This is a genomic window from Psychrobacter sp. Rd 27.2, from assembly GCF_001921755.1.
Taxonomy (GTDB): Bacteria; Pseudomonadota; Gammaproteobacteria; order Pseudomonadales; family Moraxellaceae; genus Psychrobacter; species Psychrobacter celer.
Genome location: NZ_MRYB01000001.1, coordinates 241,231 through 263,852, shown reverse-complemented (window position 1 = coordinate 263,852; position 22,622 = coordinate 241,231). Strand labels below are relative to the sequence as shown.

Annotated in this window: 22 protein-coding genes; 9 read left to right on the top strand and 13 right to left on the bottom strand. The window is 48.9% G+C overall.

The annotated features are described in order from the left end of the window. Positions 1-96: 96 nt before the first annotated feature. The gene (locus BTV99_RS01130; protein ID WP_075100508.1) at positions 97-951 is read right to left on the bottom strand and encodes a M48 family metallopeptidase; all 855 of its coding nucleotides are present in this window, start codon (positions 949-951) and stop codon (positions 97-99) included. A 208-nt stretch (positions 952-1,159) separates the two neighbouring features. Next, positions 1,160-1,441, bottom strand: coding sequence for a DUF503 domain-containing protein (locus BTV99_RS01125; RefSeq protein ID WP_075100507.1), 282 nt, complete (start codon positions 1,439-1,441; stop codon positions 1,160-1,162). Between the two features lie 158 nt (positions 1,442-1,599). Between BTV99_RS01125 and BTV99_RS01120 the strand changes: the two genes are divergently transcribed. From BTV99_RS01120 to gorA, 3 genes are all read left to right on the top strand, one after another. Then, the gene (locus tag BTV99_RS01120) at positions 1,600-2,415 is read left to right on the top strand and encodes a threonine/serine exporter ThrE family protein (RefSeq protein ID WP_075100750.1); all 816 of its coding nucleotides are present in this window, start codon (positions 1,600-1,602) and stop codon (positions 2,413-2,415) included. 1 nt (position 2,416) lies between these two features. Next, a complete protein-coding gene (locus BTV99_RS01115) occupies positions 2,417-2,869 on the top strand; it encodes a threonine/serine exporter family protein (protein WP_075100506.1) in 453 nt (150 codons plus the stop codon). 142 nt (positions 2,870-3,011) lie between these two features. Continuing rightward, positions 3,012-4,367: a glutathione-disulfide reductase gene (gene gorA, locus BTV99_RS01110; protein WP_075100505.1), complete on the top strand. Its 1,356-nt coding sequence runs from the start codon at positions 3,012-3,014 to the stop codon at positions 4,365-4,367. 352 nt (positions 4,368-4,719) lie between these two features. Here gorA and BTV99_RS01100 read toward each other — a convergent pair whose 3' ends face one another. Together BTV99_RS01100 and BTV99_RS01095 are read right to left on the bottom strand one after the other, a co-directional pair. After that, positions 4,720-5,316: a GNAT family N-acetyltransferase gene (locus BTV99_RS01100; protein ID WP_075100503.1), complete on the bottom strand. Its 597-nt coding sequence runs from the start codon at positions 5,314-5,316 to the stop codon at positions 4,720-4,722. Positions 5,317-5,420: 104 nt separating this feature from the next. Continuing rightward, positions 5,421-7,058: an FAD-dependent oxidoreductase gene (locus BTV99_RS01095; protein WP_075100502.1), complete on the bottom strand. Its 1,638-nt coding sequence runs from the start codon at positions 7,056-7,058 to the stop codon at positions 5,421-5,423. Between the two features lie 363 nt (positions 7,059-7,421). Here BTV99_RS01095 and truD point away from each other — a divergent pair, with 363 nt between their 5' ends. After that, positions 7,422-8,597 (top strand): tRNA pseudouridine(13) synthase TruD, encoded by a 1,176-nt coding sequence (gene truD, locus BTV99_RS01090; protein ID WP_075100749.1) that lies wholly within the window; start codon positions 7,422-7,424, stop codon positions 8,595-8,597. On the opposite strand, the gene BTV99_RS01085 is transcribed toward truD, so the two are convergent. Both BTV99_RS01085 and BTV99_RS01080 read right to left on the bottom strand, forming a co-directional pair. Then, the gene (locus BTV99_RS01085; RefSeq protein WP_083608463.1) at positions 8,594-10,057 is read right to left on the bottom strand and encodes a diguanylate cyclase; all 1,464 of its coding nucleotides are present in this window, start codon (positions 10,055-10,057) and stop codon (positions 8,594-8,596) included. The genes truD and BTV99_RS01085 overlap by 4 nt on opposite strands. Positions 10,058-10,346: 289 nt before the next feature. Further along, positions 10,347-11,228 (bottom strand): PHP domain-containing protein, encoded by an 882-nt coding sequence (locus BTV99_RS01080; RefSeq protein ID WP_075100501.1) that lies wholly within the window; start codon positions 11,226-11,228, stop codon positions 10,347-10,349. A 232-nt stretch (positions 11,229-11,460) separates the two neighbouring features. On the opposite strand from BTV99_RS01080, the gene ispZ reads away from it, so the two are divergent. From ispZ to BTV99_RS01055, 5 genes are all read left to right on the top strand, one after another. Next, the gene (gene ispZ, locus BTV99_RS01075) at positions 11,461-12,012 is read left to right on the top strand and encodes a septation protein IspZ (RefSeq protein ID WP_075100500.1); all 552 of its coding nucleotides are present in this window, start codon (positions 11,461-11,463) and stop codon (positions 12,010-12,012) included. A gap of 191 nt (positions 12,013-12,203) precedes the next feature. After that, the gene (locus BTV99_RS01070; RefSeq protein ID WP_075100499.1) at positions 12,204-12,530 is read left to right on the top strand and encodes a YciI family protein; all 327 of its coding nucleotides are present in this window, start codon (positions 12,204-12,206) and stop codon (positions 12,528-12,530) included. After that, a complete protein-coding gene (locus BTV99_RS01065; protein WP_075100498.1) occupies positions 12,527-12,964 on the top strand; it encodes a hypothetical protein in 438 nt (145 codons plus the stop codon). Before BTV99_RS01070 ends, BTV99_RS01065 begins: the two co-directional genes overlap by 4 nt. Positions 12,965-13,146: 182 nt before the next feature. After that, positions 13,147-15,123 (top strand): FAD-dependent 5-carboxymethylaminomethyl-2-thiouridine(34) oxidoreductase MnmC, encoded by a 1,977-nt coding sequence (gene mnmC, locus BTV99_RS01060; RefSeq protein ID WP_256713708.1) that lies wholly within the window; start codon positions 13,147-13,149, stop codon positions 15,121-15,123. Between the two features lie 296 nt (positions 15,124-15,419). Beyond that, entirely contained in the window at positions 15,420-16,091 is a 672-nt protein-coding gene (locus tag BTV99_RS01055; RefSeq protein WP_256713697.1) for a hypothetical protein, read from the top strand. Between the two features lie 119 nt (positions 16,092-16,210). Here the strand turns inward: BTV99_RS01055 and BTV99_RS01050 are convergent, their stop codons facing one another. The 7 genes from BTV99_RS01050 to ffh form a co-directional block, all read right to left on the bottom strand. Then, positions 16,211-16,879: a DUF4112 domain-containing protein gene (locus BTV99_RS01050; RefSeq protein WP_075100496.1), complete on the bottom strand. Its 669-nt coding sequence runs from the start codon at positions 16,877-16,879 to the stop codon at positions 16,211-16,213. Continuing rightward, entirely contained in the window at positions 16,872-17,789 is a 918-nt protein-coding gene (gene ubiA / locus BTV99_RS01045; RefSeq protein ID WP_075100495.1) for a 4-hydroxybenzoate octaprenyltransferase, read from the bottom strand. Before ubiA ends, BTV99_RS01050 begins: the two co-directional genes overlap by 8 nt. A 58-nt stretch (positions 17,790-17,847) precedes the next feature. After that, positions 17,848-18,096, bottom strand: coding sequence for a hypothetical protein (locus BTV99_RS01040; protein ID WP_075100494.1), 249 nt, complete (start codon positions 18,094-18,096; stop codon positions 17,848-17,850). Positions 18,097-18,172: 76 nt separating this feature from the next. After that, positions 18,173-19,066, bottom strand: coding sequence for a class I SAM-dependent methyltransferase (locus BTV99_RS01035; RefSeq protein WP_075100493.1), 894 nt, complete (start codon positions 19,064-19,066; stop codon positions 18,173-18,175). Positions 19,067-19,117: 51 nt separating this feature from the next. Further along, on the bottom strand, positions 19,118-19,960 hold the full coding sequence (locus tag BTV99_RS01030; protein WP_075100492.1) for an undecaprenyl-diphosphate phosphatase: 843 nt from the start codon (positions 19,958-19,960) through the stop codon (positions 19,118-19,120). 81 nt (positions 19,961-20,041) lie between these two features. Then, positions 20,042-20,740 (bottom strand): tRNA (adenosine(37)-N6)-threonylcarbamoyltransferase complex dimerization subunit type 1 TsaB, encoded by a 699-nt coding sequence (gene tsaB, locus BTV99_RS01025; protein ID WP_075100746.1) that lies wholly within the window; start codon positions 20,738-20,740, stop codon positions 20,042-20,044. Positions 20,741-20,990: 250 nt separating this feature from the next. After that, on the bottom strand, positions 20,991-22,529 hold the full coding sequence (ffh, locus tag BTV99_RS01020; RefSeq protein ID WP_075100491.1) for a signal recognition particle protein: 1,539 nt from the start codon (positions 22,527-22,529) through the stop codon (positions 20,991-20,993). Positions 22,530-22,622 lie beyond the last annotated feature (93 nt).

The following is a 22,622-nucleotide window of genomic DNA, read 5'->3' as shown; positions in this document are numbered from 1 at the left end:
AACGGCTGCTCTTTTGAGCTGCCCCCATAAGTTGGATACAACTAACTTATGGGAGCAGTTCAGTTTGACTTACCTTTTTTGATGTTATGTACTGATTTATTTATGTTTAATCGTCCGAGTCACTACCCCAGTCGTGGTGCCACTCATGGTATTGGTCGGCGCTTTTGCAGCGGCTTGATAAACTGGCATCACGTCAGGTAGCAGCCCTTGAATTTTGGCGATACGCTGCCCTGAGTTTGGATGCGTAGACATCAACGTGACTAAGGTGTTGCTGCGACCATTTGCCGCTTCCATTTTTTTCCATACTGCAATGGCAGCTTCTGGATTGTAGCCTGCTTGCGCCATCAAGCGTAAGCCACCTGCATCGGCTTGTGACTCTTGACTACGAGAAAACGGCTTATCAATGCCAAAGTCACTAATCAAACCCAGCGCCTCATTACTCAGCCCTGTTTCCGCCTGTATCGCGGCACCTCCTAACTGAAGTGCTAGGCTTGTCAGAATTTTTTGCCCAGCATCCTTTTTGCTGTGCTCAGCTAATGCATGGGTCATTTCGTGTCCCATGATTGCCGCGATCTCTGCATCTGTCAACTGTAGCTTTTCTACAATACCGGTATAAAACGCCATTTTACCACCAGGCATTGCCCAAGCGTTTAATTCAGGCGAGCGTATTACAGTGACCTGCCAATCAAAGGGCACCCCTGTTGTGTTAGCGCGCACAGCATAGGGCTTCATACGATGAAAAACCCGATTTACCCGCGCGGCGGTGGCAGAGGTATTGTCTACCGCGCCTTGGCTATGAGCGCTAGAAACCACTTGCGAGTAGCTTTTTGCCGCATCGATATTCATGGTAGCAGTATCATATCCTGCGATATCAGCGACCGTGGTACAGCCTGCTAAAGTAGTAACCGTAGTCAGCAATAGTGCATTTTTTATTTTTTGAAACGTTGTCATCAGACGTCCTATTTGAGAGCCATAACCATTAAAATGTAACCGATATGTAACTAATGTGTCTAAATTGCACGAAGAGATTATCACGGTAAAAAACAAAAGTCTATCAATTTAACAGTCTATTGTTTGGCTATATCAAGATTGCACGCTCATCCTAACCGCTCAGTTAGGTTTTTTTTGTCATTGCGGCAAAATGGATAACGGACTTACTCTAAACAAACTCCCGCTCTATACTCATCACCCGTGCATCTACCGTGCGCTCTATCTTCTCCTCAATTTGACGGCATTGCGACTCGACCTCACGTTTGGACTGCCCAACGATGAAAAACGTCCACTCGCTGGCGTCATGGCGCTCGCGCGCGCCGCTCTCACAGACGGCGACGCTTGGCGTATTGCCAAAGCGCGCATGCAAGCCGCCCATACGTTGACGTTTTTCTTTAAGTGAGCGACAGCCAGCTAGCGCAAAAGTCAGGGTTAAGATAGCAATATGCATTTTATTCTCCTTGCGACAATGGTTTACGCCTTATAATAGTAGCAAATCAATAGCGCAAGTTATGCTATCGTTACCTTGCTATATCGATACGTCATCACTACTTCTCATCCCTTATAACCCTCATAAGAGCGACAGTAGCCAACATGCCCAGCTTACCCATGACTTCTATCAGCTACGTACAGCAGCAGCGCATCACTCGGCTATGCGTGCGCTGCGGATTACTTCTTATGCAGTATGGCGCAGAGTCTGCGGTGGTGGTGGATTTGTCCAAACGCTTGGGGCTGGCCTTAGGCATGAACAGCGTCGAATGCTCGCTGAACTTTAACGCCATTACCTTGACCACCATCTGTGATGAGCGCTGTATCACCACCACCCGAGACACCATCAACCAAAGCATCAATGTCAATTTACTCGTACAAATCCAGCAAATCATCAATAAAACCGAAGCCGATACCAGTAGCGGCAAGCTAGGTGGCAATACGCTAAAGTCTGAGCTGACGGACCGCACCATCCTTGCCTTTGATGAGCTAGATAAGGCGGTGTATCCAACGTGGTTGGTGGGCATATTTGTAGGGGCGTCTTGCGCCGCATTTGCCTATCTAAACGGCGGCAGCTGGGCGATTACTGGGGTGACCTTTATCGCCGGTATGGTGGCGATGTTTACTCGTATTTATTTGTCCAAGCATCATTTCAACCCTTTTATCACCGTCATTGCCACCGCTTTTATCGCCTCCTTGATCGGGGCGACGACTTATTATTTTGATATTGGCAATAATGCCGATATTGCGGTGGCCTCTAGCGTGCTACTACTGGTGCCCAGCTTTCCTTTGATCAACTCCTTATCCGATATCTTAAAGGGCTATGTCAATATCGGCGTTGGGCGGGCGGTGTTTACTTATATGCTGACCTTGTCCGCGTGCGTGGGCATCGTCATGGCGCTGGTGTTACTGCAAATACAGCATTGGGGGTTTTGATATGTGGCTCATTGAGACTGTCGCGCTATCATGCATCATCACTCTTGGTTGGACGCTGATGTTTACCGTGCCCAAACGCTATATTTTGCCGTGTTTGCTGATGACGGCGTTTGGCTTCGGACTAAAAACAGCCCTTGTCTATCAGCATGTCCATCTGGCGGTGGCCAGCTTTTTTGGGGCGATGCTTGCCAGCTTTTTGGGAGTATATTTTTCTAAAAAATATACGCTGCCGCCCAAAGCACTGATCTCACCAAGCGTCATCTGTATGATGCCCGGTATCGCTGCTTATAAGGCAATGGTCAGTATGGTACAGATAGGCTATTTTGGTTTTTCGGACGAGTTATTTAGCCAAATGATGGTGTATTTGTTCGAGGCCTTGTTTGTGACCTCAGGGTTGGTGCTGGGTCTGTCGATTCCTGGGCTGTTATTTTATAGACGTCGCGCCATTGTTTAGGTATCGTTTATAGTATGTTGGGTCTTTGCCCATTCTCTTAATAGCGGCTGTTTATGTTGTACCATACCTACAGTGGTCGGTTGCACCCTGCCGCGACAATACTCAAGACAGCACTTATCAATCATACATATAAGGATAAAACATGAGCAAACATTATGATTATATCGCCATTGGCGGCGGTAGCGGCGGTATTGCCTCAATCAACCGCGCGGCCAGCTACGGCAAAAAATGCGCCATTATCGAAGCGGCGCAACTAGGCGGCACGTGCGTCAACTGGGGCTGCGTACCCAAAAAGGTGATGTGGTATGGCGCGCAAGTGGCCGAAGCGATTGAGAAGTATGCGCCAGATTATGGCTTTGATGTGGAATTAAAAAACTTTGACTTTCAAAAACTGGTACAAAGCCGCCAGCAATATATCCAAAATATCCACCGCTCTTATGACAATAATCTGGCCAAAAACGGCGTGGAAGTAATCAAAGGCTTTGCAAAATTTGTCGATACCAATACGGTCGAAGTCAATGGCGAGCAAATCACTGCCGATCATATCCTGATCGCGACGGGCGGACAGCCCATTAAGCCTAATATCAAAGGCGCAGAGCACGGCATCGATTCTGATGGTTTTTTTAAATTGACTCATTTGCCCAAACGCGTCGCTATCGCAGGCGCAGGCTATATCGCTGTCGAAATCGCAGGCGTACTCAACAGCCTCGGCGCTGAGGTACATCTCTATGTCCGCCAGCATTCGCCGCTGCGCTCGTTTGATCACACTATCGTCGAGGCGCTGCTGATAGAGATGGAGCAAGACGGTATTCATCTGCATACCAACACCACACTCACCGAAGTCAATAAAAACGAAGATGGCTGTTTAGAGCTGTTCACCAAAGATGGTACGCTTGATACGGTCGATTGCCTGATTTGGGCGATTGGGCGCGCGCCTTCAACCGACAACATCAACCTGCAAGTAACGGGCGTAGAAACCACCGAGTTTGGCAAAATCAAAGTCGATAAGTTCCAAAATACCAATGTCGATGGTATTTACGCGGTCGGTGATATTATCGAAAATAGCATCGACTTGACACCAGTAGCCATCGCCGCTGGTAGGCGTCTGTCTGAGCGCTTATTTAACGACAAGACCGATGAGCATTTAACATACGAGCTGGTACCGACGGTGATTTTTACTCACCCTGCGATTGGGACGGTTGGCTTATCTGAGATCGATGCGGTGGCGCAGTATGGCAAAGACACTATCAAATGCTACACCTCGACCTTTACCTCGATGTATAGCGCGGTGACGCAGCATCGCCAAAAGTGCGTGATGAAGCTGGTGTGCTTAGGTGAGGAGGAAAAAATCATCGGCCTACATGGCATCGGTTACGGGGTCGATGAGATGCTGCAAGGCTTTGCAGTGGCGATCAAGATGGGTGCGACTAAGGCTGACTTTGACAATACCGTCGCCATCCATCCGACAGGTGCAGAAGAGTTTGTGACGATGCGTTAGACAGACTGAATGAGAAGAAAGGCTATTTTTAACGAAATGGCCTTTTTTATTGTCTATTTTTGTTTTAGTGTAAAACCAGATACAGACAGCACAATCCTGATGCTGCTATGATGCGTTTAATAATGACCGTTGCGAGATGACTGTGTGGCAGGTGTACCTTTTTATATTACCCGTGGGCTTAGGCATCATGACCTTGGCAGGAAGTTTGCTATTTTTATTCGCTTTTCTCATGTCTGATGATAATGCCACGCGCGTGCCTGCTTTTACTTGGTTTAAGCGTTTGATTATCGTGGCATTTATCTTGTTGAGTGTCGGCCTGTTTATGACCTTTGGGCATTTTTGGGGTTAGGGTTTACGCACTCACCACTTTTTCTAATTCTAATAATTCTAAATCTTGACGTTTTGGTTCGCCATTATTACCGTCATCTGGAAATGGCATTTTATTGCCATTTAGCTGATAGCCGCGGCGCTGATAGTAGGCTAATAGCTCGGGGCGATGGCTCAAGATAGACATCGTGAGACGACTTGGCTGGCCGTTATCTGCTAGATGCCGCGTAGCAAACGTCTCTGCCGCTTGTAATATCTCATTGCCAACGCCGCACCCTTGCAGCTCTGGATGCACGGCAAACATACCGATATAAGCACAAGTGGCTGCATTGTCATCTGTTTTTATGTCCACTGCGATGCAGCCTAGCAGCTCGCCTGTTTCTGCATCATCACGTGCGCCTGTCGTGGTTTTTGGATAAACAAACAGGTAGTGTGTTGGATGATCGATGACGCCTGCCAGCTCGTCTGCCGTGGTACGAATACCGCCCACCAGATCCGCTTCATTTGTCCAGCCTGCGGTCTCTCGGTAGCAGCGGTTGAGTAGCTGCTCGAGCGCGGCGATATCGGCGCGGCGGGCTTGCCGCAAAAACACAGGGCGATTTTTGGTAGTATTGCTATCCATATGAGGGTATGTCCTTTTACTGCTGCTATATATAGCGTGTGATATGAAAAGCTGACCTATCTGTAGGCCAGCTTTTTATAGTAAACCTTATCCGCCTGTAAATGCTAGCGCGACAGTAGTTGTGCTTGCTCAATCATGTCAAATCCGGCACTGAGCTGCGCGCGTGTTGGCGCATGACCACGGCGTAATAGCTCAGAAAACGCGATCAGCTCTTTGTCTCGTCCAAGCGAGCTTGCAGCACTGGCGCGGGTGTCTTCCGCCTCATCATCGAAGTAGTATTCGATATAATCTAGGCTATCTGGCGAGCCAAATAATATGCCTTTATCAGGGGTTGCGGCATGTCCGCTGTAGCGTAGGCTTTTGCCATATTGTCCAGTCCAAAAAAACGGAATACGCTCCTCTAGCGAGTGGTCATTGTCTTCATTTAAGATGGCAGCAGCCGTTACCATGCCATGCTGTAAAGCCACGCGCCAATGCTCGATACGCATACGCCCCATCTGATTGGTGGCTTTGGCAATATCGCCCAGTGCATAGACGCCGTCGCGTAGCTGTAGATGCTCATCGACTTGCACGCCATCGGGGTCATTTACTTCATTTAATAGCTCGGTACGTGGTGCCACGCCCGTACCCAAAACTACCACGTCCGCTGCCAGCGTACTGCCGTCTGACAGTGTGACACCGCTGACGTGACTGCCATCTCCATTGATGCTCTCAACACCTGCACCAAACACAAAGCGCACCCCATTTTCTTCATGCAGTTTGATAAGCGTATTACTCACCGCCTCAGAGACGATATTGCTCATGACGCGGCGACTGCGCCCGACGATGGTGACGGAGGCGGCATTGCCAGCCTGCATCAGCGCTGACGCCGCCTCCATGCCGATAAATCCTGTACCGACGATGACGACGTTTTTGTTATCGGTAGCACCTTTGATCGCCTTAGCATCATCCATACTACGTAGCGTATAGACGCCCGCTAGCTCAGCACCTTGAAATGGCGGTATCTTCGGCTCGGCGCCTGTTGCCACGACCAAAAAATCCGCAGCCTGTTGCTCGTGGTTACCATCGTCGCCTTCAATGACAATCGTACGCTCATTGGGCAGTACTGCGCTGACGGTTTGATTTAGGCGCAGCTCAATGTTGTTATTACTGGCCCACTCGCGGCCACCTAGCATCAGATACTTCTCATCCATCTTGCCTGCCAAAAACATTTTGGATAATAAAGGACGGTTGTAAGGGGCGTAACTGTCTTTACTAATTAAGGTAATTTTGCCGCCATAACCCGTATGACGTAGCTGATTGGCGGTCATAAATCCTGCACCACCACCGCCTACGATGATGGTATGCGTGTCGGTCAGCTTGTCATTTGCGGTACGGTTGTCTATCTTGGCCGCGGTATCCACCACCAACCGCTCGCCCTCATCGACCAGCTCATATTGAGTCAGGCCGCGCATCGCGACAGGCTCTAATAGCGTACCGTCGCGGCTGTCAAAACTACCATGATGCCATGGACAGATCACTCTATCGCCGCAGCGCAACCCCTCACCCAAGTCGGCACCGGCATGCGGACATTTGCCATCAAATGCGCTAAACTCATCACGGTCTCGCGTGACTAAAATGATGCTATCGTCTTCTTGTTTATAAGACTTCATGCCACCATCTGGGATGTCGGACTTATCGATGGTCACTAGATTTTTGGCGGCGATTTTGTCAGCGGCTTGATTATTGTTTGTTTGGCTCATAGGTCATCCTTAACAGTTATTGTTGATAGGCTGGCATCCGTATTGGCTTAGGCGGGCTTGGGCAGGATTGTATTGGCTCAAACCAAAAGTCCATTTATAGACATTTAGACACTACATTCAAAAATACGTATTATCTGATAGTAGCAAGACCACTTGGCTGACGTTGTTTATTTGTATGCGTGCCACGTTGCAAAACGTAACTTTTTTGCTGTTATTTTCATTAATTATATTCTCATTACTTACCTTTATCTCGCGTACGTCCCTCTTACCCTTATCAAAACAAAAGACACCTTTATGACTTCCCAAGATCAAGATAATCAGAACGATACAACGACACATCAGCCATCTACTCATGAGCGGGCTATGAGCGACACGCTGACAAGCACTGATATAAAAGCGGCGACAGACACCGAGCAGCTGCCGCAGCCTATGCCGCAACCTTTAAGGCAGGCAACTTATAAAACCCAAAACAACGACTTTATTGTCAATGAAATATTGCCGCTTGACTTCACAGGCGAGGGTGAGCACTTGTGGCTACATATCAAAAAATCAGGGATAAATACGGCCTATCTGGCCAAGCTGCTATCAGAATGGGCAGAGATCCCACTGCGCGATGTTGGTTATTCGGGGCTCAAAGACCGTCATGCGCTGACGACGCAGTGGTTTAGCTTAAGAATCCCCAAAAAGCAACTGCCCAACTCTGAGTTTGCCCCAGTAGACATCAGTGACAACGAGTCCGTCACCATCATCGCCCAGCATTGGCACCACAAAAAGCTCAATCGCGGTACTCACCGCGCCAATCAATTTACCATTATCCTACGAGAAATCGAGTTTGCCAGTAATATCGCAGCTACTGACGCCAAGCAGGCAACCGAGCAACATCTGGCTACTATCAGAAAAACAGGCGTGCCCAATTACTTTGGCCCCCAGCGTTTTGGTTATGAAGGCAACAACATCGCAGAAGCCCTACGGCTATTTGCTCGTCCCATACCGGCGAGCAAACCAAAAACCAAAAAGAGTAAACGCAAACGCGCGCCACGTGAGCAAAACGCCATGGAGCTATCTGCGGCTCGTAGTCTGATATTTAATGAGATATTGGCAGCCAGAGTCCGCGTAGGCAACTGGGATACTGGGCTGGCAGGTGAGGTATTTAACTTAAACGGCTCAGGCTCGATATTTGGCAGTGAGGCAATAGACGATGCCTTACGCGCACGGATGATGAGTGGTGATATTCATCCGACTGGGGTGCTGTGGGGCGTGGGTAACGATAAGGTTAGCGGCATGGCAGCGCAGCTTGAGAGCGATATTGTGAAAAATAATGCCTTATTGACACAGCTGGCCATGGGCTTAGAGCAGCGCGATGTCAAAGCCCAGCGCCGAGCACTGCGTTTGCCGATTGAAGCGCTAAGCTGGGAGTGGTTAGATGCATCCGATAGCAATGAGCAAGCGCTGGTGCTGAGCTTTACCTTGACGACTGGCAGCTTTGCCACCAGTGTATTGGCCAGCATCGTCCAGCATTTACAGTTGGGCTCAGCTTAGATACCACACAGCATCGCATGGCGGCTATTTTCGCTGACGAACATATGATTGGCACTGACCACTTGGTCGCGGCCACGGTCTTTTGCTTCATAGAGCGCCTTGTCCGCTGTACAGATTAAACGCTGGCAAATATCAGGTGGCAAAAGGGTCTGGTACTCTGGCGGTAAGGCGGATCTGTGGTGCCGGGGCTTGCCTGCGAGCGCTGGTTGCAGCGTCGCCTCTAACTGTAACTGCTCTGTACGGGCTTGTTTCATACACACACTTTGTTCGTGAGTGAATGTGTATAGCCCCAAGCTTGCGGTGACGCTAAACGCCTTATTATCATCGACCTTGATGACGTGCTTACTGATGTCTTTGCGGAGCTGTTCGGCGATGAGCATCGCCCCATCGTGACTCGTGGCTGGCAGGACAATCAAAAACTCTTCGCCGCCATAGCGACTCACGATGGCCGCATCGGTCAATGCCTGCGTCAGCGTCTGCGCCACTTCAAACAACACCTGATCGCCGACCTCATGACCATAGGTGTCATTGATGTCTTTAAACCAATCCAAATCTAGCAAGATAACGCTAAAGTCCTGCCCATCTTGTAGCTCTTTTAGCGCTTGCTTCATCTGCGTCAAACCGTATCGACGATTTTTGAGCTGGGTTAGCTCGTCTTGATTGGCATGCTTTAATATCTCATTTTTGCTGTCATCTAATATCAACAACAACGTACGAAACATATAAACGATAAAGATTGCTTTGGGTAAGGCCAGTAGCACGTGGGTTGCGCGCCAAAAAAACGTCGAAGAGCGCTGTAGCTCACTGATACTCGACCAGTCTAACGTCACCCCTTTAAACACCGAGGTGGCAAGCGTGTTTTCAATCGCCATCAGCTCGTTGTACGTCAGGTAGTTTTGGCTGTCTAAAAATGGATAAACAAACGTCAGTTGGCGCAAGTTGGGCAGATGAATACCGAAGTAAGGCGCCAAGATAGCCAATAAAATCAGAGCAATCTGTAGCAAAAACACACGCCACGCATAGCGGCGTTTGATCAGCATCATCCCAAGCATCGCACCGCCTACCAGCGAGACACCCGCAAACAAACTGCTATAACCGACCATGATAATCACAGTGGCGATATAGAAAGTATAAGGCACCACCAACAGCAGCTGCCATTTGTTTAAGTTTTTGTTTTTTATGGCAGTCGTTTGCCGTTTAAGACGCGACAGATGGCGTGCGATACCCCAAAAAAACACACCCATCACCGTAATGCCAAGCCACAGCGGATACAACAGATGAATATAAACATAAGCGCCTAAGGCATCTTGATACCACCAGACAAACACACACCAAAGCCAGTGTAAAAACACCTCCATCAAGATAAATACTGCCAACAAAGCAGTCCTATCAGCAGCTTGCCATTCGAAGATTGCTCGCGAGAGTCGCTTGTAGCCTAAATGAGGAAACGATACAGACATAGTTTGGCTACCGCAAAAAATGTAAATACACCAGACATAACATGAGTGAAAGCAACCAACTACTACAATTGCTATATAAAAATAAGCGTCTATTAAAGATAAGCTCAGATAACTGCATGGGTAAAAGATAAACATCCTACCCATCGTACAAACGCTGGCCACCACTTAAGTGTGGCAAGATTTGTCTGAGGTTTCAATCTGTTTTGGCTATTTATTAGACAAACGCTCACCTCAAAATGTAACCAAATAAGCGGCAGCAGCGCGCTTCTAGACAAATGTATATGAGCCGTTAGCCAAGCGTGGTAAACGACTGCCAGACGCCTTGTTGGTCAGGTGTCAATGCAGGAACGTCGCCCAAGCGCCGCCACGGCATATTGCTACCATGAAAGTCACTACCAACCGAGGCCACCAAATTGTTGGCAGCGATACTACGATCGACCATGCGGCGGGTGCTGATAGGCTCACTGGTGGCAGGCAGCTCACAACCATCACCGCCCAGCCCAGCAAACTCTTCGATCAGCTTACGCACCCGCGTGGCTGATAGATGATAACGCGTCGGATGCGCCAATACAGCCTTGCCGCCACACGCATGTATTAGCTCGATACCCTCAGCCATACTCAGCGCATCGATTGCCACATAGGCAGGTTTATTATCCGCCAGATATTTATCAAAGGCCTTTTGTACCGTTTTGACATCGCCGCGTTCAAACAATACCTGACCGATATGGGCGCGTCCGACCCCTTGCGGGTTGCCACCGGCTTTACCCAGTACAGCTTGCCACAGCTCCTCATAATCGAGACTTAATAACTCACTAAGCTTCTCAGTGATTTTCTGACCGCGACTGGCGCGGCTGTCTTGTAATTGCTGCAAAGTTGCGTGCATTTTATCTCGGTCAATAAAATCCAGCCCCAGCACATGGATGATTTTTTTGCTTGATTTGTTTTTGCCATAGCCGCCGCTGAGCGTATGCTCACAGCTAATCTCAACCCCATTAATCAGCTGCATACCGCAGGCCGTCGCCGCTACCCGCGCCTCATCAATCCCCGCCAGCGTATCATGATCGGTCAGTGCCAATACATTGACGCCAGCTGCGTGGGCACGTTGCACCACTTCGGTCGGTGCATAAGTACCATCAGAGCAGGTACTGTGACAATGTAAATCAAATTTCATAAAATAAGCCTTAGCTTTAATAGTATATAAAAGTATAAAAAGTCAGTAATAACTCGGCGCGCCCGTGCGTCAGCAACAACCCTTTCGATATAGCAGTAGCACGACTGATCAGCCGCACTGACTATTGGCGCGCAGGCTTGTGATATCGTATGATTATCGCGTTGTTTGCTTTTTTTTGCCGCAGTAGACGTGTAAACTACCCCATACGTTTTTGTTGGACATCCCACTTGCTATGAAAGCCTTATTAGACTTTATTCCTTTAATTGCCTTTTTTATCGCTGCTCGTTACAGTGGTATCTTGGCGGCGGCGGGTGCGCTACTGATCGCCACCATCCTTGTTTATGCCATTCACTTCATTCGGCAAAAAGGCAAATTTGATAAACAGCAATGGGTCGTTTTGTTATTGACCATTTTGTTCTGTGGTGGCACGTTATTGCTGCGTGATGATGTCTATCTACGCTGGAAGTCACCAATCATCAACGGCATCTTTGCCTTGACGCTGATTGTCAGTGCTGCGATCAATAAACCCTTGATGCAGCTGGCCATGAAAGATGTCTTTTCACTGACGATGAGCGGCTGGAAAAAACTGACTGTCGCGTGGGGGTTGTTTTTTGCCTTTATGGGCATCTTGCATTATATCACAGCGTTTATGATGTCAGATGAAGCCTGGATCAACTTTAAAACTTATGGCTGGATTCCAATTATGTTGGTGTTTGTCGTCGCTCAGTTTGCAGTACTAAAAAAGCATCTCAATCCAGCATTGACGGATAAGTCGGCAAAGTAGCAAAGTCGCGCGCATTATGATTTCTATGATTTTATAATAATTTGCAGCGCCAGCTAAATGCCAATCGCGACCATCATGATGCCATCTTGGCACATTTGTATCGATACTCGCGATTTTTTATCAGCTTATGTGGTTAGGGCTTGTTGAACATTCACCCCTTTTATTTACTGTTTATTTTATGAGGAAGTCTCATGTCCTTATTTGCCATCATCGGTCATGACGTAGCCGATAGCCGCGCGCAGCGTCAACTTACCCGCGCTGAGCACGTCGCCCGTCTGCAGGCACTCGACCAAGAAAACCGCCTAATTATCGCAGGCCCCACCCCTATCGAACACGGTTTGGAGGCAATGTCAGGTAGCCTAATCATCGCTGACTTTGACTCTATCGAGGCGGCGCAGGCGTGGGCAAACGACGAGCCCTACCTACGTGATGGCGTCTATAGCCATGTCGATATCAGACCTTTTATTCATACGTTGCCAAAATCTGGTAACGGCGCTGCACAAGTGACCAAACCGTGAGCCGATACCCCTCTGTAATAAATACGCTTGGCCCTACGTCTGCGCTTGCTAGAGTGTTGTTGGTCATGGCGCTGGCCGCGCAGTCTGCTTATGCAGCACCGAGCGTCACCGATACGGCTGCCAGCACTGCCGCCCCTTTGGTAGAGCAAGCCGCAGCAGGTGCAGCGGGTACCAACGCCAGCCTTGATATCAATAACTCCTTGGCCGCGCAGTTGCAGCCGTCCAGTCAAGCGCTCTCCGATGCCAATCAGCAGCTCCTTAGCCGCAATGCCCAATTGCAGCGGCAAGTGAATGACTTACAAACCCAAGTCAATGTCTTGATATATGAGAGTAAGGGCCAGTTGTTTTTATATGGCGCTTTTACGGTTTTGATCAGCTTGCTTGTGGGTATTTTTATCTCGTGGCTTGTGTTTGTCCGCCGTGAGCGCTGGTAGTTTTATTTATCGTCTTTTTGCTTTGTCTGATGTGACCATTTATGTCTAACGCCGCCCCAAAAAACAGCCGTACATCTGCCTCCTTGCCAGATAAACAGCCAAATAGCCAGCCAGATACGCAGTCGTCAAACAGTCACTCACCACAGCCTTCTGCCATCCGCCCTGCCAAAATCGACTGGCAAATGGATGACACGGGTAATAAAGTACCGGTATCTGGTGAGTTTGGTGATGTGTATTTTTCCCATGCCGATGGTCTCGCAGAGTCGCGTTATGTGTTTTTGGCGCACAATCAACTCGCCGAGCGCTTGGCAAACCTTGCGCCAATGCAATGCTTTAGCATCGCGGAGTTGGGGCTTGGCACGGGGCTAAATTTATTGGCAACGTGGCAGCTCTGGCGTGCGCTGCGTGACAGGCATCCGCACTTAGCCACAGCGAAGCTGCATTTTATTACCACAGAAAAATTCCCGATCGCGCACGCCGATCTTACTAAAATTTTAGCCTTATGGACACAGCGTGCGCCTGAGCTGGCCGAGCTGATTGAGCAGTTTTTGGCCGCCTATCCGCCGCTCATCGCAGGCTGTCATCGCTTGCGTTTTTTTGATGACAACTTAACGGTCGATATATGGTTGGGCGATGCCGCTGACAGCTTGACGAAATTGGCATCAGGGACGCACCTAACGCCAGCGCCTGCTATCGATGCTTGGTATCTGGACGGATTTGCGCCGTCTTGCAACAGCACCTTATGGGCTGAAAATATCTTTGCACAGATACAGCGGCTATCGTCTCCCAGCACGACCGCGGCTACTTATAGCTGCGCCGGTATCGTCAAACGCGCGCTAAAAGACTGCGGCTTTGAGATCAAAAAAGTCAAAGGCTTTGGCCGCAAGCGTGAGATGCTCACTGCCATCATGCCAGCGCCAGTAAGCGATGAGACGTATGAACACACTGATAATCGAGCGGCTGACCACCAAGCTATAGATAATGGCCATAGTATCGTCATTGGTGCTGGTATCTCAGGGCTGATGATGGCATGGACGCTGGCCAATCGCGGCATCCAGGTGACCTTGCTGGATAAAACGGCACCGTTGGCAGGGGCGTCAGGCAATCCGCGCGCCCTACTCGCGCCCAAAATGACGCCCATCCATCATGTCGACGAGCATCTGCATACTATCGGCTATCTCTATAGTAGCAGACTATATCGAACGCTCAATGACAAGGCTACGCAGCAGCTAGCGCCAGTGCTTGAGCCGACAGGCGCGCTCGATTTGCTGATAAAAGCCAATATCGGCACCGAGCAAATTGCAGATTATCCGGATGAGATGGCCACCACGCTACCACATGCGCAGGCACAAAGCATCAGCGGACTAACCATGCAAGACTTAACAGAAAACTTATATTTACCACAGTCTGGCTTGGTCAATCCGCACGCCTTAAAAAACACCATCCTGACGCATCCGCTCATCCGTTTTCAACAAATAGACGTTTACGATATTAGCGAGACGGCGCAAACCGCTACGATTAAAGGTAATGATCAGGATGATAGTATCGTCTCTCTTGATGCCGATAACGTGGTGATTTGCGCCGCTTATGAAAGCCATCAATTAGATCAGCGTATTTTTGATTGTCGGAAAATCCGTGGTCAGCTTTCGTGGTTTACACCTACAGCCGAACAACTCGCAAAACTACCTAAAATACCGCTTAAATATAGCGGCTATTGCACCTCATTTAGCGGGCAAGTTGGTGATGGTAGGTTGAATAATGTGGTAGAAGGCGAACAGTATTTATTGTTAGGCGCAAGCTTTGTGCGTAATGACACAGGCACCGATATTCGTGATGAAGAGCATCAGATTAGCCGTGACAAGCTCGTCACTGCCATTCCTGAGATGGCAGCAGTGATTCCAACAGATACCGCTCTATGGCGGGGACGTGCAGGCATTCGCACGCAAACGCCTGATTATCATCCAATGGTTGGGCTGTTGGTAGATAGTAAGCGGCTTTGGACAATGAGCGCAATGGGCGCAAAAGGCTATGCATTAGCCCCCATATGTGCTGAGGCCTTGGCAGATATGATGCTCGGCTCGTTTGCACCGTTGTCGGCAGCGATGCAATCACGCCTATCACCGAACCGCACGCGCTTGCAGACGCCGCTTGCAGACTAAGACTAGGGCGTGTCCTCATTTTGAAAATGGTGATAAAAATGAGATAAATCGCCGTCAAACAAGGAAAATAGCGCAGATAATATCGAGATATTCGTCAGCTATTTGACACCGTTTGGCCAGATTTCGCCCATTTAGATGGCTATCGATTGAATTGAGGACACACCCTAGTTTAAAGAAAATACCATCACAAAGAAAACCACTATTTACCCTATAAAATACCGTTGGCGTGGTCGTGGATTGTTCCTATTGGTTTACTGTGCTTAAATATCGCTATCTTACTAGACAAGCAGCGCCTTATGACGACCCTAGCCCCCACATTGACGAGCTTTCTAAGAGCCATCCCTTCAAGTGCCATGTCTCAAAAGGCGCGGCGCCTTTATCTTTTGTTGCCTGCTGCCGTGCTCAGCCTGCAACTAGCAGCTTGTCAAGAAACGCCCGCGCCCACTGACGATACTCAAACTGAGATCCGCACCCAACCAGTAGCGACCACAAATACTGATACCGATCATGCTGGTAGCGATGAGGCACACACGGCGCACACTCAGATTGAGCCAATAACAGCGACCGACCATGACGTTAGCCTAACGGAATTAGAAAGCGATCTTGACGGTGCAGCGCCGGCTGCCTCCGATACACCCGATACGCCGCCTACCCCAAACCCAGAGCAAGCCATTAAAGGCGCGCAAATCACCGACGTGCGTTATATAAGCGCAGCTGGTGAGTCATTATCTGTCACTTTTGAGACCTCGGCGGCGGGCGTACTCAATGCCATTGTCACCTTGCCCAATAAATCAACGATGACCCTAAGCGCCCCAGAAGGCCAAGGCAATAACCCAACGTATCGCTCAAGCGATGGTGATGTTCAATTGGTCAGTCATGCAGGTGGCGGCAGTATCGACCTGATTAAAAACGATAAAGTCAAAAGCTTTGAAGCCATCAGCGCTGATGCTGAAGTCATCACTGAGTAAATTACCAACTGGCAACTTATTAAAAGTCAAATGCCTTAAGCCTCTTCAAAAGAATATTTTAAGCAATAAAAAAGGCGGCACACGACCATAACGTTTGCCGCCTTTTTTATTGCTTATTTTTAGCCAAAACCCGTTGTCTTGCCAAATACCTCGACCAGCCAACTAATAAGCGCCCACAGCCCCCACGCGATCATCGCGATGACGATAAGGCCGATGATGTCTGGGATATGCAGATACACCCAAGCCACAATAGGATTACGCCAAAAGCGACTTTGCTGCTGCTTGTCTTCTAATGATTGATGTAAAAACGGCCGATCCATATGCATGGTTTCGGTGATGCCATACTCATTATGTAGATGCTCATGGACGATTCCCAAAGTCTTGCGGCTGGGACGTATAAAGATATCCAGCAATGTGCCGATACCAGGGACGATACCGACCACCATATCGATCAGTGCCAGTCTCACTGCAGGCGTCATCTTATGTGCCGGTACGCCTAGCTGACGACCTAATATAAAGGCATAGCTGGTCAACGCCAGCCCCGCCAAATCCCCTGCCAGCGGAATGGTTGACAGCGCGGCATCAGCGCCCATGCCTTGCTTGGTAAATGGCACCCGCACCAATGAGTCCACGGTGTTGGCAAATTTGGCCAGTTTACGCTCGGTGGCGATGACCTGCGCGCGCGTCAGTCCATGTTCAGCAAGCTTGGCTTGATAATCGACGCTTGGACCATTGGGATTGGCCCGCTTTCTCGCTTTTGACTTTGATAGCTTCTTAAATTTATCCATTAAAAGTCGTCCATAGACACGCAACTGCGATAAGTGCAAAGACACAGCGCCCGACCCAGATATTGGCCAAAAACGCCTGAAAGCAAGACATTGCACGACGCGTGGCACAGGCGCTGTTTTGCTTAGCAAACATCATCGCCACCAACGCTAGTCCAAATACTGGCGTTATGCCAAGCGACGTCGGCGCAAAGTAGTGCCACATCACCACGCCCATAATGAGCAAAAATAGCATCTGTAGTAGCGAGATGATAACGACATCATAGCGGCCAAAGAGTATCGCTGTGGATTTAACCCCAATCTTTAAATCATCCTCACGATCCGCCATGGCATACTGGGTATCATATGCTACCGTCCAGCACATATAAGCGATAAACAACAGCCAACACCAGATATCAGGCGCGCCTTGTATCGCGACATACGCCATCGGTATCGCCCAGCCAAACGCGGCAGCCAAAAACACTTGCGGCAAATGGGTATAGCGCTTCATAAAGGGGTAAATAAAGGCCAATATGACTGCCCCTAACGACCAATAAAACACTGCGATAGGCAAAAAAAACAATAAGCTGGCACTGAGTAAGACAAGTATCACAAAAGCTGCGATGGCTTCTTTGGCAGACAAGCGACCATCTGCTAATGGTCGGCCTTTGGTACGAGACACATGACCGTCGACCTTACGATCGGCAAAGTCATTAATCGCACAGCCTGCCGCCCGCATAAAAATCGCCCCGAGGGCAAATAATACAAATACTTTTAGGCTGGGCAAACCTGCCGTCGCCCCTTGCTGCTGCGCCTTACCCATCGCCGCCAGCATCACGCCCCACAGCGTCGGCCAGAGTAGCAGCTCTATACCGACTGGTTTATCAAAACGGGTCAACTGCAGGTAGGCATGTAGTTTGTCTGAAAATGTCATGGTAATTTAATTATCATCAATAAAAAGTTAGGTAACCAGCTTATATGCTCGGATAAGATTACTGGATCTGCTGCCATAATTTATTGGCTTCGATCAGCGACAACTCAGGATATTTTTTTCGCAGCGCTTTGATAGCAGCCACTTTATTATTTTGCGTTGTTTTAGCTTGATTATGCAGATAACTCAAACACTCTTGTGGACCTCTGAGTGCTTTAAGTGATGCTTCCAGCCGAAGCAGCCGAGTACGCAGTATGATATTTATCAATAATAACCCTGCTCCCATGATCCATATGACTAACGCTGACATTCCGGCTCCTATATCCATTAACTCTAAACACTCAAGCGGATTAATTGAGTCCATTCATCCTAATAATAAACGTCTATCACACAAAATAACCATCAAAGCGCACCGCTTCGTTATGCCAACTCTCATTGGGTGGTTGATTGGCAAGTGCTGAGGCAAGCTGTGGACGCTTTACCACCACGCGGCCTTGTTTGTCACTATCTCCAACGATAGCTTGCGCATGTTGTAGCAGCTGGCGCTCTTCGTCCAGTGTCGGCGGGCTTGCTAACTGGTGCAGCGCTTGCATATGCTTGCCAACTTTAGCACCTTTGCCAGTCTTGCTGTCTTGGTAGCTGTCTTCTGGAAACATCGGATCTAGATAGACCACATCGACGGCTTTAGTCTCATTTGTTATATCAGCTTGTAAGGTTGCAAAGTAGCTGAGCGCATCAGTGTTGATAATTTGCAGACGGCTCATCAGCTTTTGCCAATTGGGCTGTGCACTCATCCGCTGCTGCTCTACCAACAATAGCAATGCCATCAACGGCTGCTGCTCGAGCATGGTAACTTGTGCGCCGGTGCTGGCCAATATCAAACTGTCATGACCAAAGCCTGCGGTGGCATCAATCACACGGCTGTCCGCTGTGACCTTCGCTGCTTGCAGCAATAGCTCAGACTTACGCCCAGCGCTTACCACGCGGCGCTGCAATTTATCCCATTCTGGTGCAACACTTAACCCATCACTTAGCCATGATAGCTTGTCTTTTTGATCCAATACTAAAATAGGTACGCTGGAGGTTTGGCTTAACTGCTGGCGACGTTTTTGAGTGAGCTTATCGTGCAATCGCTCAGTATGTAAGACAATGGTCAGCTGGTGCTGTACTATCAAGGCTTGCAAGCGCTCAATCTGTGCTTGCTGGCTATCGCTGATATAAAACAGGTGACAGTAACTTTGCACATTAGGAGGGTTAGCTGCTGGTTGCGGCGCGCTCATGACTATCTCTCTCTATTTATTACTTATATAACCACAAATCATCGCCCCCATTTAGCCTGCCATTTGATAACCAAATAACCAAGACGCCAACAGTACGATGACTCCAGTGATAATCCGTAGCCATGCAAAAATCGTAAAATCACGGCGACTGACCCATGCTACCAGCCAGCGAATACAAAGCAGCGCGACGATAAATGACACCACTGTGCCTACGCCCAATACCAGCCAGTCTTCGCGACTGCTCAATACATCACCGTGTTTGAGCAAGTCTAATAATGCAGCACCCACAATGACCGGAATCCCCAAAAAGAATGAAAACTCAGCCGAAGCCTTGCGCGAGACGCCAAGCCACAGCGCACCAATGATGGTCGCCCCTGAGCGAGAGGTTCCCGGAATGAGAGCCAGACATTGAAACAACCCTATCATCAGCGCTGTCTTTAGACTGACGTCTTCGGCCTCACATGCAATGACGGTCTTAGGGCGTTTTTCGACATAAAAAATCAGCAGACCACCGATGATAAGCATGATAGCGACTGTGATCGGATTAAACAGATAAGTCTTAATCTCATCGGCAAAAGTAAAGCCCACCAGCATCACCGGAATAGTGGCGACAATCAGACTCAGCCCCAGCTGCCGTGGGTTGCTCATGCCAGCGGCCTTGCCAGTCAGCAGACCCATAAACGCTTGCCAGAGCCGCCCCCAGTAGTCGTAAATGACCGCCAAAATCGCACCAAGCTGCACCACCACCACAAACAAATCAACTTTGTCTTTGCTCCAAAACCCCATGACATCGGCTGACAAAATCATATAGCCGGTACTAGAGATGGGCAAAAACTCAGTGATACCTTCAACGATACCCATGATGACAGCTTGAATTAATAAAATGATATCCACGGTGGTATTCCTAAACCCAGATTGACAGGTGACTGAGTATAATTTTTGCGATGTTGTTATCGTCTATACGGCTGGCCGCAGTTAGGCCTTGCCTTGCTCTTTGAGGGTTTTCCATGCTTGGTTGCGCAGATACTTTGGTAGCGCATGTGCCGCATCGGTACCGCCAGTATGCATAAATTGGGCGATACCAATCTGCCCTATCACCACGGCGTCCGGCCAGACATCATCATGACACACCTGACCGTCTTGTGGTTTGAGTAATACTGAGCCATTACCAGCGATAGGTAAATTCAGCGTCGTCTGACTGTCATAATCGAGCAGCTGCTCTGTGCTTTCATCATCAGCCGTCGACACTGGCTGCATAATGGCGGCTGTCTCTTCGGTCTGCTTTATCTTATAGTGACCAAAATATACTTGCTGCATCCGCGCATCAAGGGCGCTATAAACCTCTGTCACGCCATACTGCTGATACGCGCATTGGGCAATGGCCTGCAGGCTTGAGACACCAACGCAAGGCAGATCATGCGCCACAGACAACGCTTGCACCACGGCGGTATTGATACGTATGCCGCTAAACGCGCCAGGGCCACGGTTAAATATTAATGCGTGTATATCTGCAAGCTTTAGATTGGCCTCCAACAAGGCGGCATCAATCATCGGCAAGATTTGCTGGGTTTGCTGACGTTTGCCGCTCTCTGTATGAGCGGACAATACCTGTCCACTGGCATCTAAAACGGCGATCGAACACTGATCAAACACGGTATCCATTGCTAAAAACATCACAACCTCAATTTTGTCGCTCGGCATAAACTTATGCCCTAATAAATCAGCGCCTATCATAGCATTTAGGATAGGCAAGTTTTATGAATTTCTACGTTTTTCATACTTTCTTTATCAGTACCAACTCGCGCTTGGCAAATATAAAAGACCCCAAAGCCGTCACAGCTTTGAGGTCTCTTTGATGGTCGTTATACCTGCCGTATTTATAATACTGACGACCATACTGACGACCATGACCGCCAATCAAGGCTTAAAAGCGCGTTTTGAACTTTTTGGGCGCTTGGTTTTGTAGCTCTTGCATCTGCTTTTGCATCTCTTCGGTGCTCGGCATGTTGTTTGGATCCAGCCCCATTTGCTTTGCCATCTGTGCAGGATTCACATCTTTAGCGCCGCCTTGCTGACCACCGCCAAACAGTGGACCGCCGCCAGATCCGCCGCCGCCCATCAAGCCTTGCATCGACTTCATCATTTTACTGATACCTTCTGGCTTTGAGATCATTTTCATCATCTTTGCCATTTGTTTGTGCTGCTTTAGTAAGCGGTTGACGTCTTGAATCTCGCGCCCAGAGCCTGCAGCAATACGGCGCTTGCGGCTTGGGTTGATCTTATCTGGGTTTTTACGCTCAAACGGCGTCATAGAGTTAATCAACGCCTCCATTTCACGTACTTTTTCTTCAGGTTTGGCATCCTCGACCGCTTTTTGCATGTCTGAGCCGCCCATACCTGGCATCTTGTCCAAAAAGCCTGCCATGCCGCCCATGCTCTTCATTTGCTGAAATTGGGTCAACAGATCCTCAAGGTCAAAATCGCCGCCCTTTTGTATCTTTTTCGCCATTTTTTCGGCTTTATCACGGTCGATTTTTTGTTCGACCTCTTCGACCAGACTCAGTACGTCACCCATACCGAGGATACGCTGGGCGATACGCTCAGGATGAAAGAGTTCTAAGGCGTCCAGCTTTTCGCCGCGACCCAAAAACTTAATCGGCTTGCCTGTGATGGCACGTACAGACAACGCCGCACCGCCGCGCGCATCACCATCGGTCTTGGTGAGGATAACGCCTGTTAGCGGTAGCGCATCATTAAAGGCTTTGGCAGTGTTGGCGGCATCTTGACCCGTCATCGCATCGACGACAAACAACGTCTCAGATGGATTGACCGCAGCCGTTAATGCTTTGATCTCATCCATCATGGTGTCGTCAATGTGCAAACGACCCGCGGTATCGATGATCAAGATATCTTGGTATTGGATTTTTGCTTCTTCGATAGCGCGGCGGGCGATATCTATCGGGTTTTCATCCGTGCTTGAGTTGACAAACTTGGCATTGACCTGACCGGCCACTTGCTCAAGTTGCTTAATCGCGGCTGGACGATAGACGTCCGCTGAGACCAGCATGACTTTTTTCTTTTGCCGCTCTTGTAAGTACTTGGCAAGCTTACCTGCCGTGGTGGTTTTACCCGCCCCTTGTAAGCCTGCTAATAGATAGACAACCGGCGGTTTGCCCGTCATCTCAAGCGTTTGGTTGGCACTGCCCATCATCTCGGTCAGCTCGTCATGGACGATTTTGACAAAGGCTTGGCCCGGTGCCAGCTCTTTTAGCACCTCTGCCCCTAGCGCCTGCTCTTTGACACGTTTGACAAAGTCTCGGGTGACAGGTAGCGCCACGTCGGCTTCTAGTAATGCCATACGCACTTCGCGCAGCGTGTCTTTGATATTGTCTTCAGTCAGTTGTCCAGATCCTACGATATTACGTAGGCTCGACGATAAGCGTTCTGTTAAGGTATCAAACATAAATAACTCTCAGTTAAAATAATACAGTTAAAATAGTTGTTCGTTAAATCAGCGCTTAGTAAACCAGTTAACCGATTTATCAATAATATCAGG

Bases quoted from the DNA above. Each gene is read 5' to 3' on its own strand.
- BTV99_RS01130 (WP_075100508.1), bottom strand. From the start codon at position 951: ATGACAACGTTTCAAAAAATAAAAAATGCACTATTGCTGACTACGGTT.
- BTV99_RS01125 (WP_075100507.1), bottom strand. From the start codon at position 1,441: ATGCATATTGCTATCTTAACCCTGACTTTTGCGCTAGCTGGCTGTCGC.
- BTV99_RS01120 (WP_075100750.1), top strand. From the start codon at position 1,600: ATGACTTCTATCAGCTACGTACAGCAGCAGCGCATCACTCGGCTATGC.
- BTV99_RS01115 (WP_075100506.1), top strand. From the start codon at position 2,417: ATGTGGCTCATTGAGACTGTCGCGCTATCATGCATCATCACTCTTGGT.
- gorA (WP_075100505.1), top strand. From the start codon at position 3,012: ATGAGCAAACATTATGATTATATCGCCATTGGCGGCGGTAGCGGCGGT.
- BTV99_RS01100 (WP_075100503.1), bottom strand. From the start codon at position 5,316: ATGGATAGCAATACTACCAAAAATCGCCCTGTGTTTTTGCGGCAAGCC.
- BTV99_RS01095 (WP_075100502.1), bottom strand. From the start codon at position 7,058: ATGAGCCAAACAAACAATAATCAAGCCGCTGACAAAATCGCCGCCAAA.
- truD (WP_075100749.1), top strand. From the start codon at position 7,422: ATGAGCGACACGCTGACAAGCACTGATATAAAAGCGGCGACAGACACC.
- BTV99_RS01085 (WP_083608463.1), bottom strand. From the start codon at position 10,057: ATGTCTGTATCGTTTCCTCATTTAGGCTACAAGCGACTCTCGCGAGCA.
- BTV99_RS01080 (WP_075100501.1), bottom strand. From the start codon at position 11,228: ATGAAATTTGATTTACATTGTCACAGTACCTGCTCTGATGGTACTTAT.
- ispZ (WP_075100500.1), top strand. From the start codon at position 11,461: ATGAAAGCCTTATTAGACTTTATTCCTTTAATTGCCTTTTTTATCGCT.
- BTV99_RS01070 (WP_075100499.1), top strand. From the start codon at position 12,204: ATGTCCTTATTTGCCATCATCGGTCATGACGTAGCCGATAGCCGCGCG.
- mnmC (WP_256713708.1), top strand. From the start codon at position 13,147: ATGGATGACACGGGTAATAAAGTACCGGTATCTGGTGAGTTTGGTGAT.
- BTV99_RS01055 (WP_256713697.1), top strand. From the start codon at position 15,420: ATGACGACCCTAGCCCCCACATTGACGAGCTTTCTAAGAGCCATCCCT.
- BTV99_RS01050 (WP_075100496.1), bottom strand. From the start codon at position 16,879: ATGGATAAATTTAAGAAGCTATCAAAGTCAAAAGCGAGAAAGCGGGCC.
- ubiA (WP_075100495.1), bottom strand. From the start codon at position 17,789: ATGACATTTTCAGACAAACTACATGCCTACCTGCAGTTGACCCGTTTT.
- BTV99_RS01040 (WP_075100494.1), bottom strand. From the start codon at position 18,096: ATGTCAGCGTTAGTCATATGGATCATGGGAGCAGGGTTATTATTGATA.
- BTV99_RS01035 (WP_075100493.1), bottom strand. From the start codon at position 19,066: ATGAGCGCGCCGCAACCAGCAGCTAACCCTCCTAATGTGCAAAGTTAC.
- tsaB (WP_075100746.1), bottom strand. From the start codon at position 20,740: ATGTTTTTAGCAATGGATACCGTGTTTGATCAGTGTTCGATCGCCGTT.
- ffh (WP_075100491.1), bottom strand. From the start codon at position 22,529: ATGTTTGATACCTTAACAGAACGCTTATCGTCGAGCCTACGTAATATC.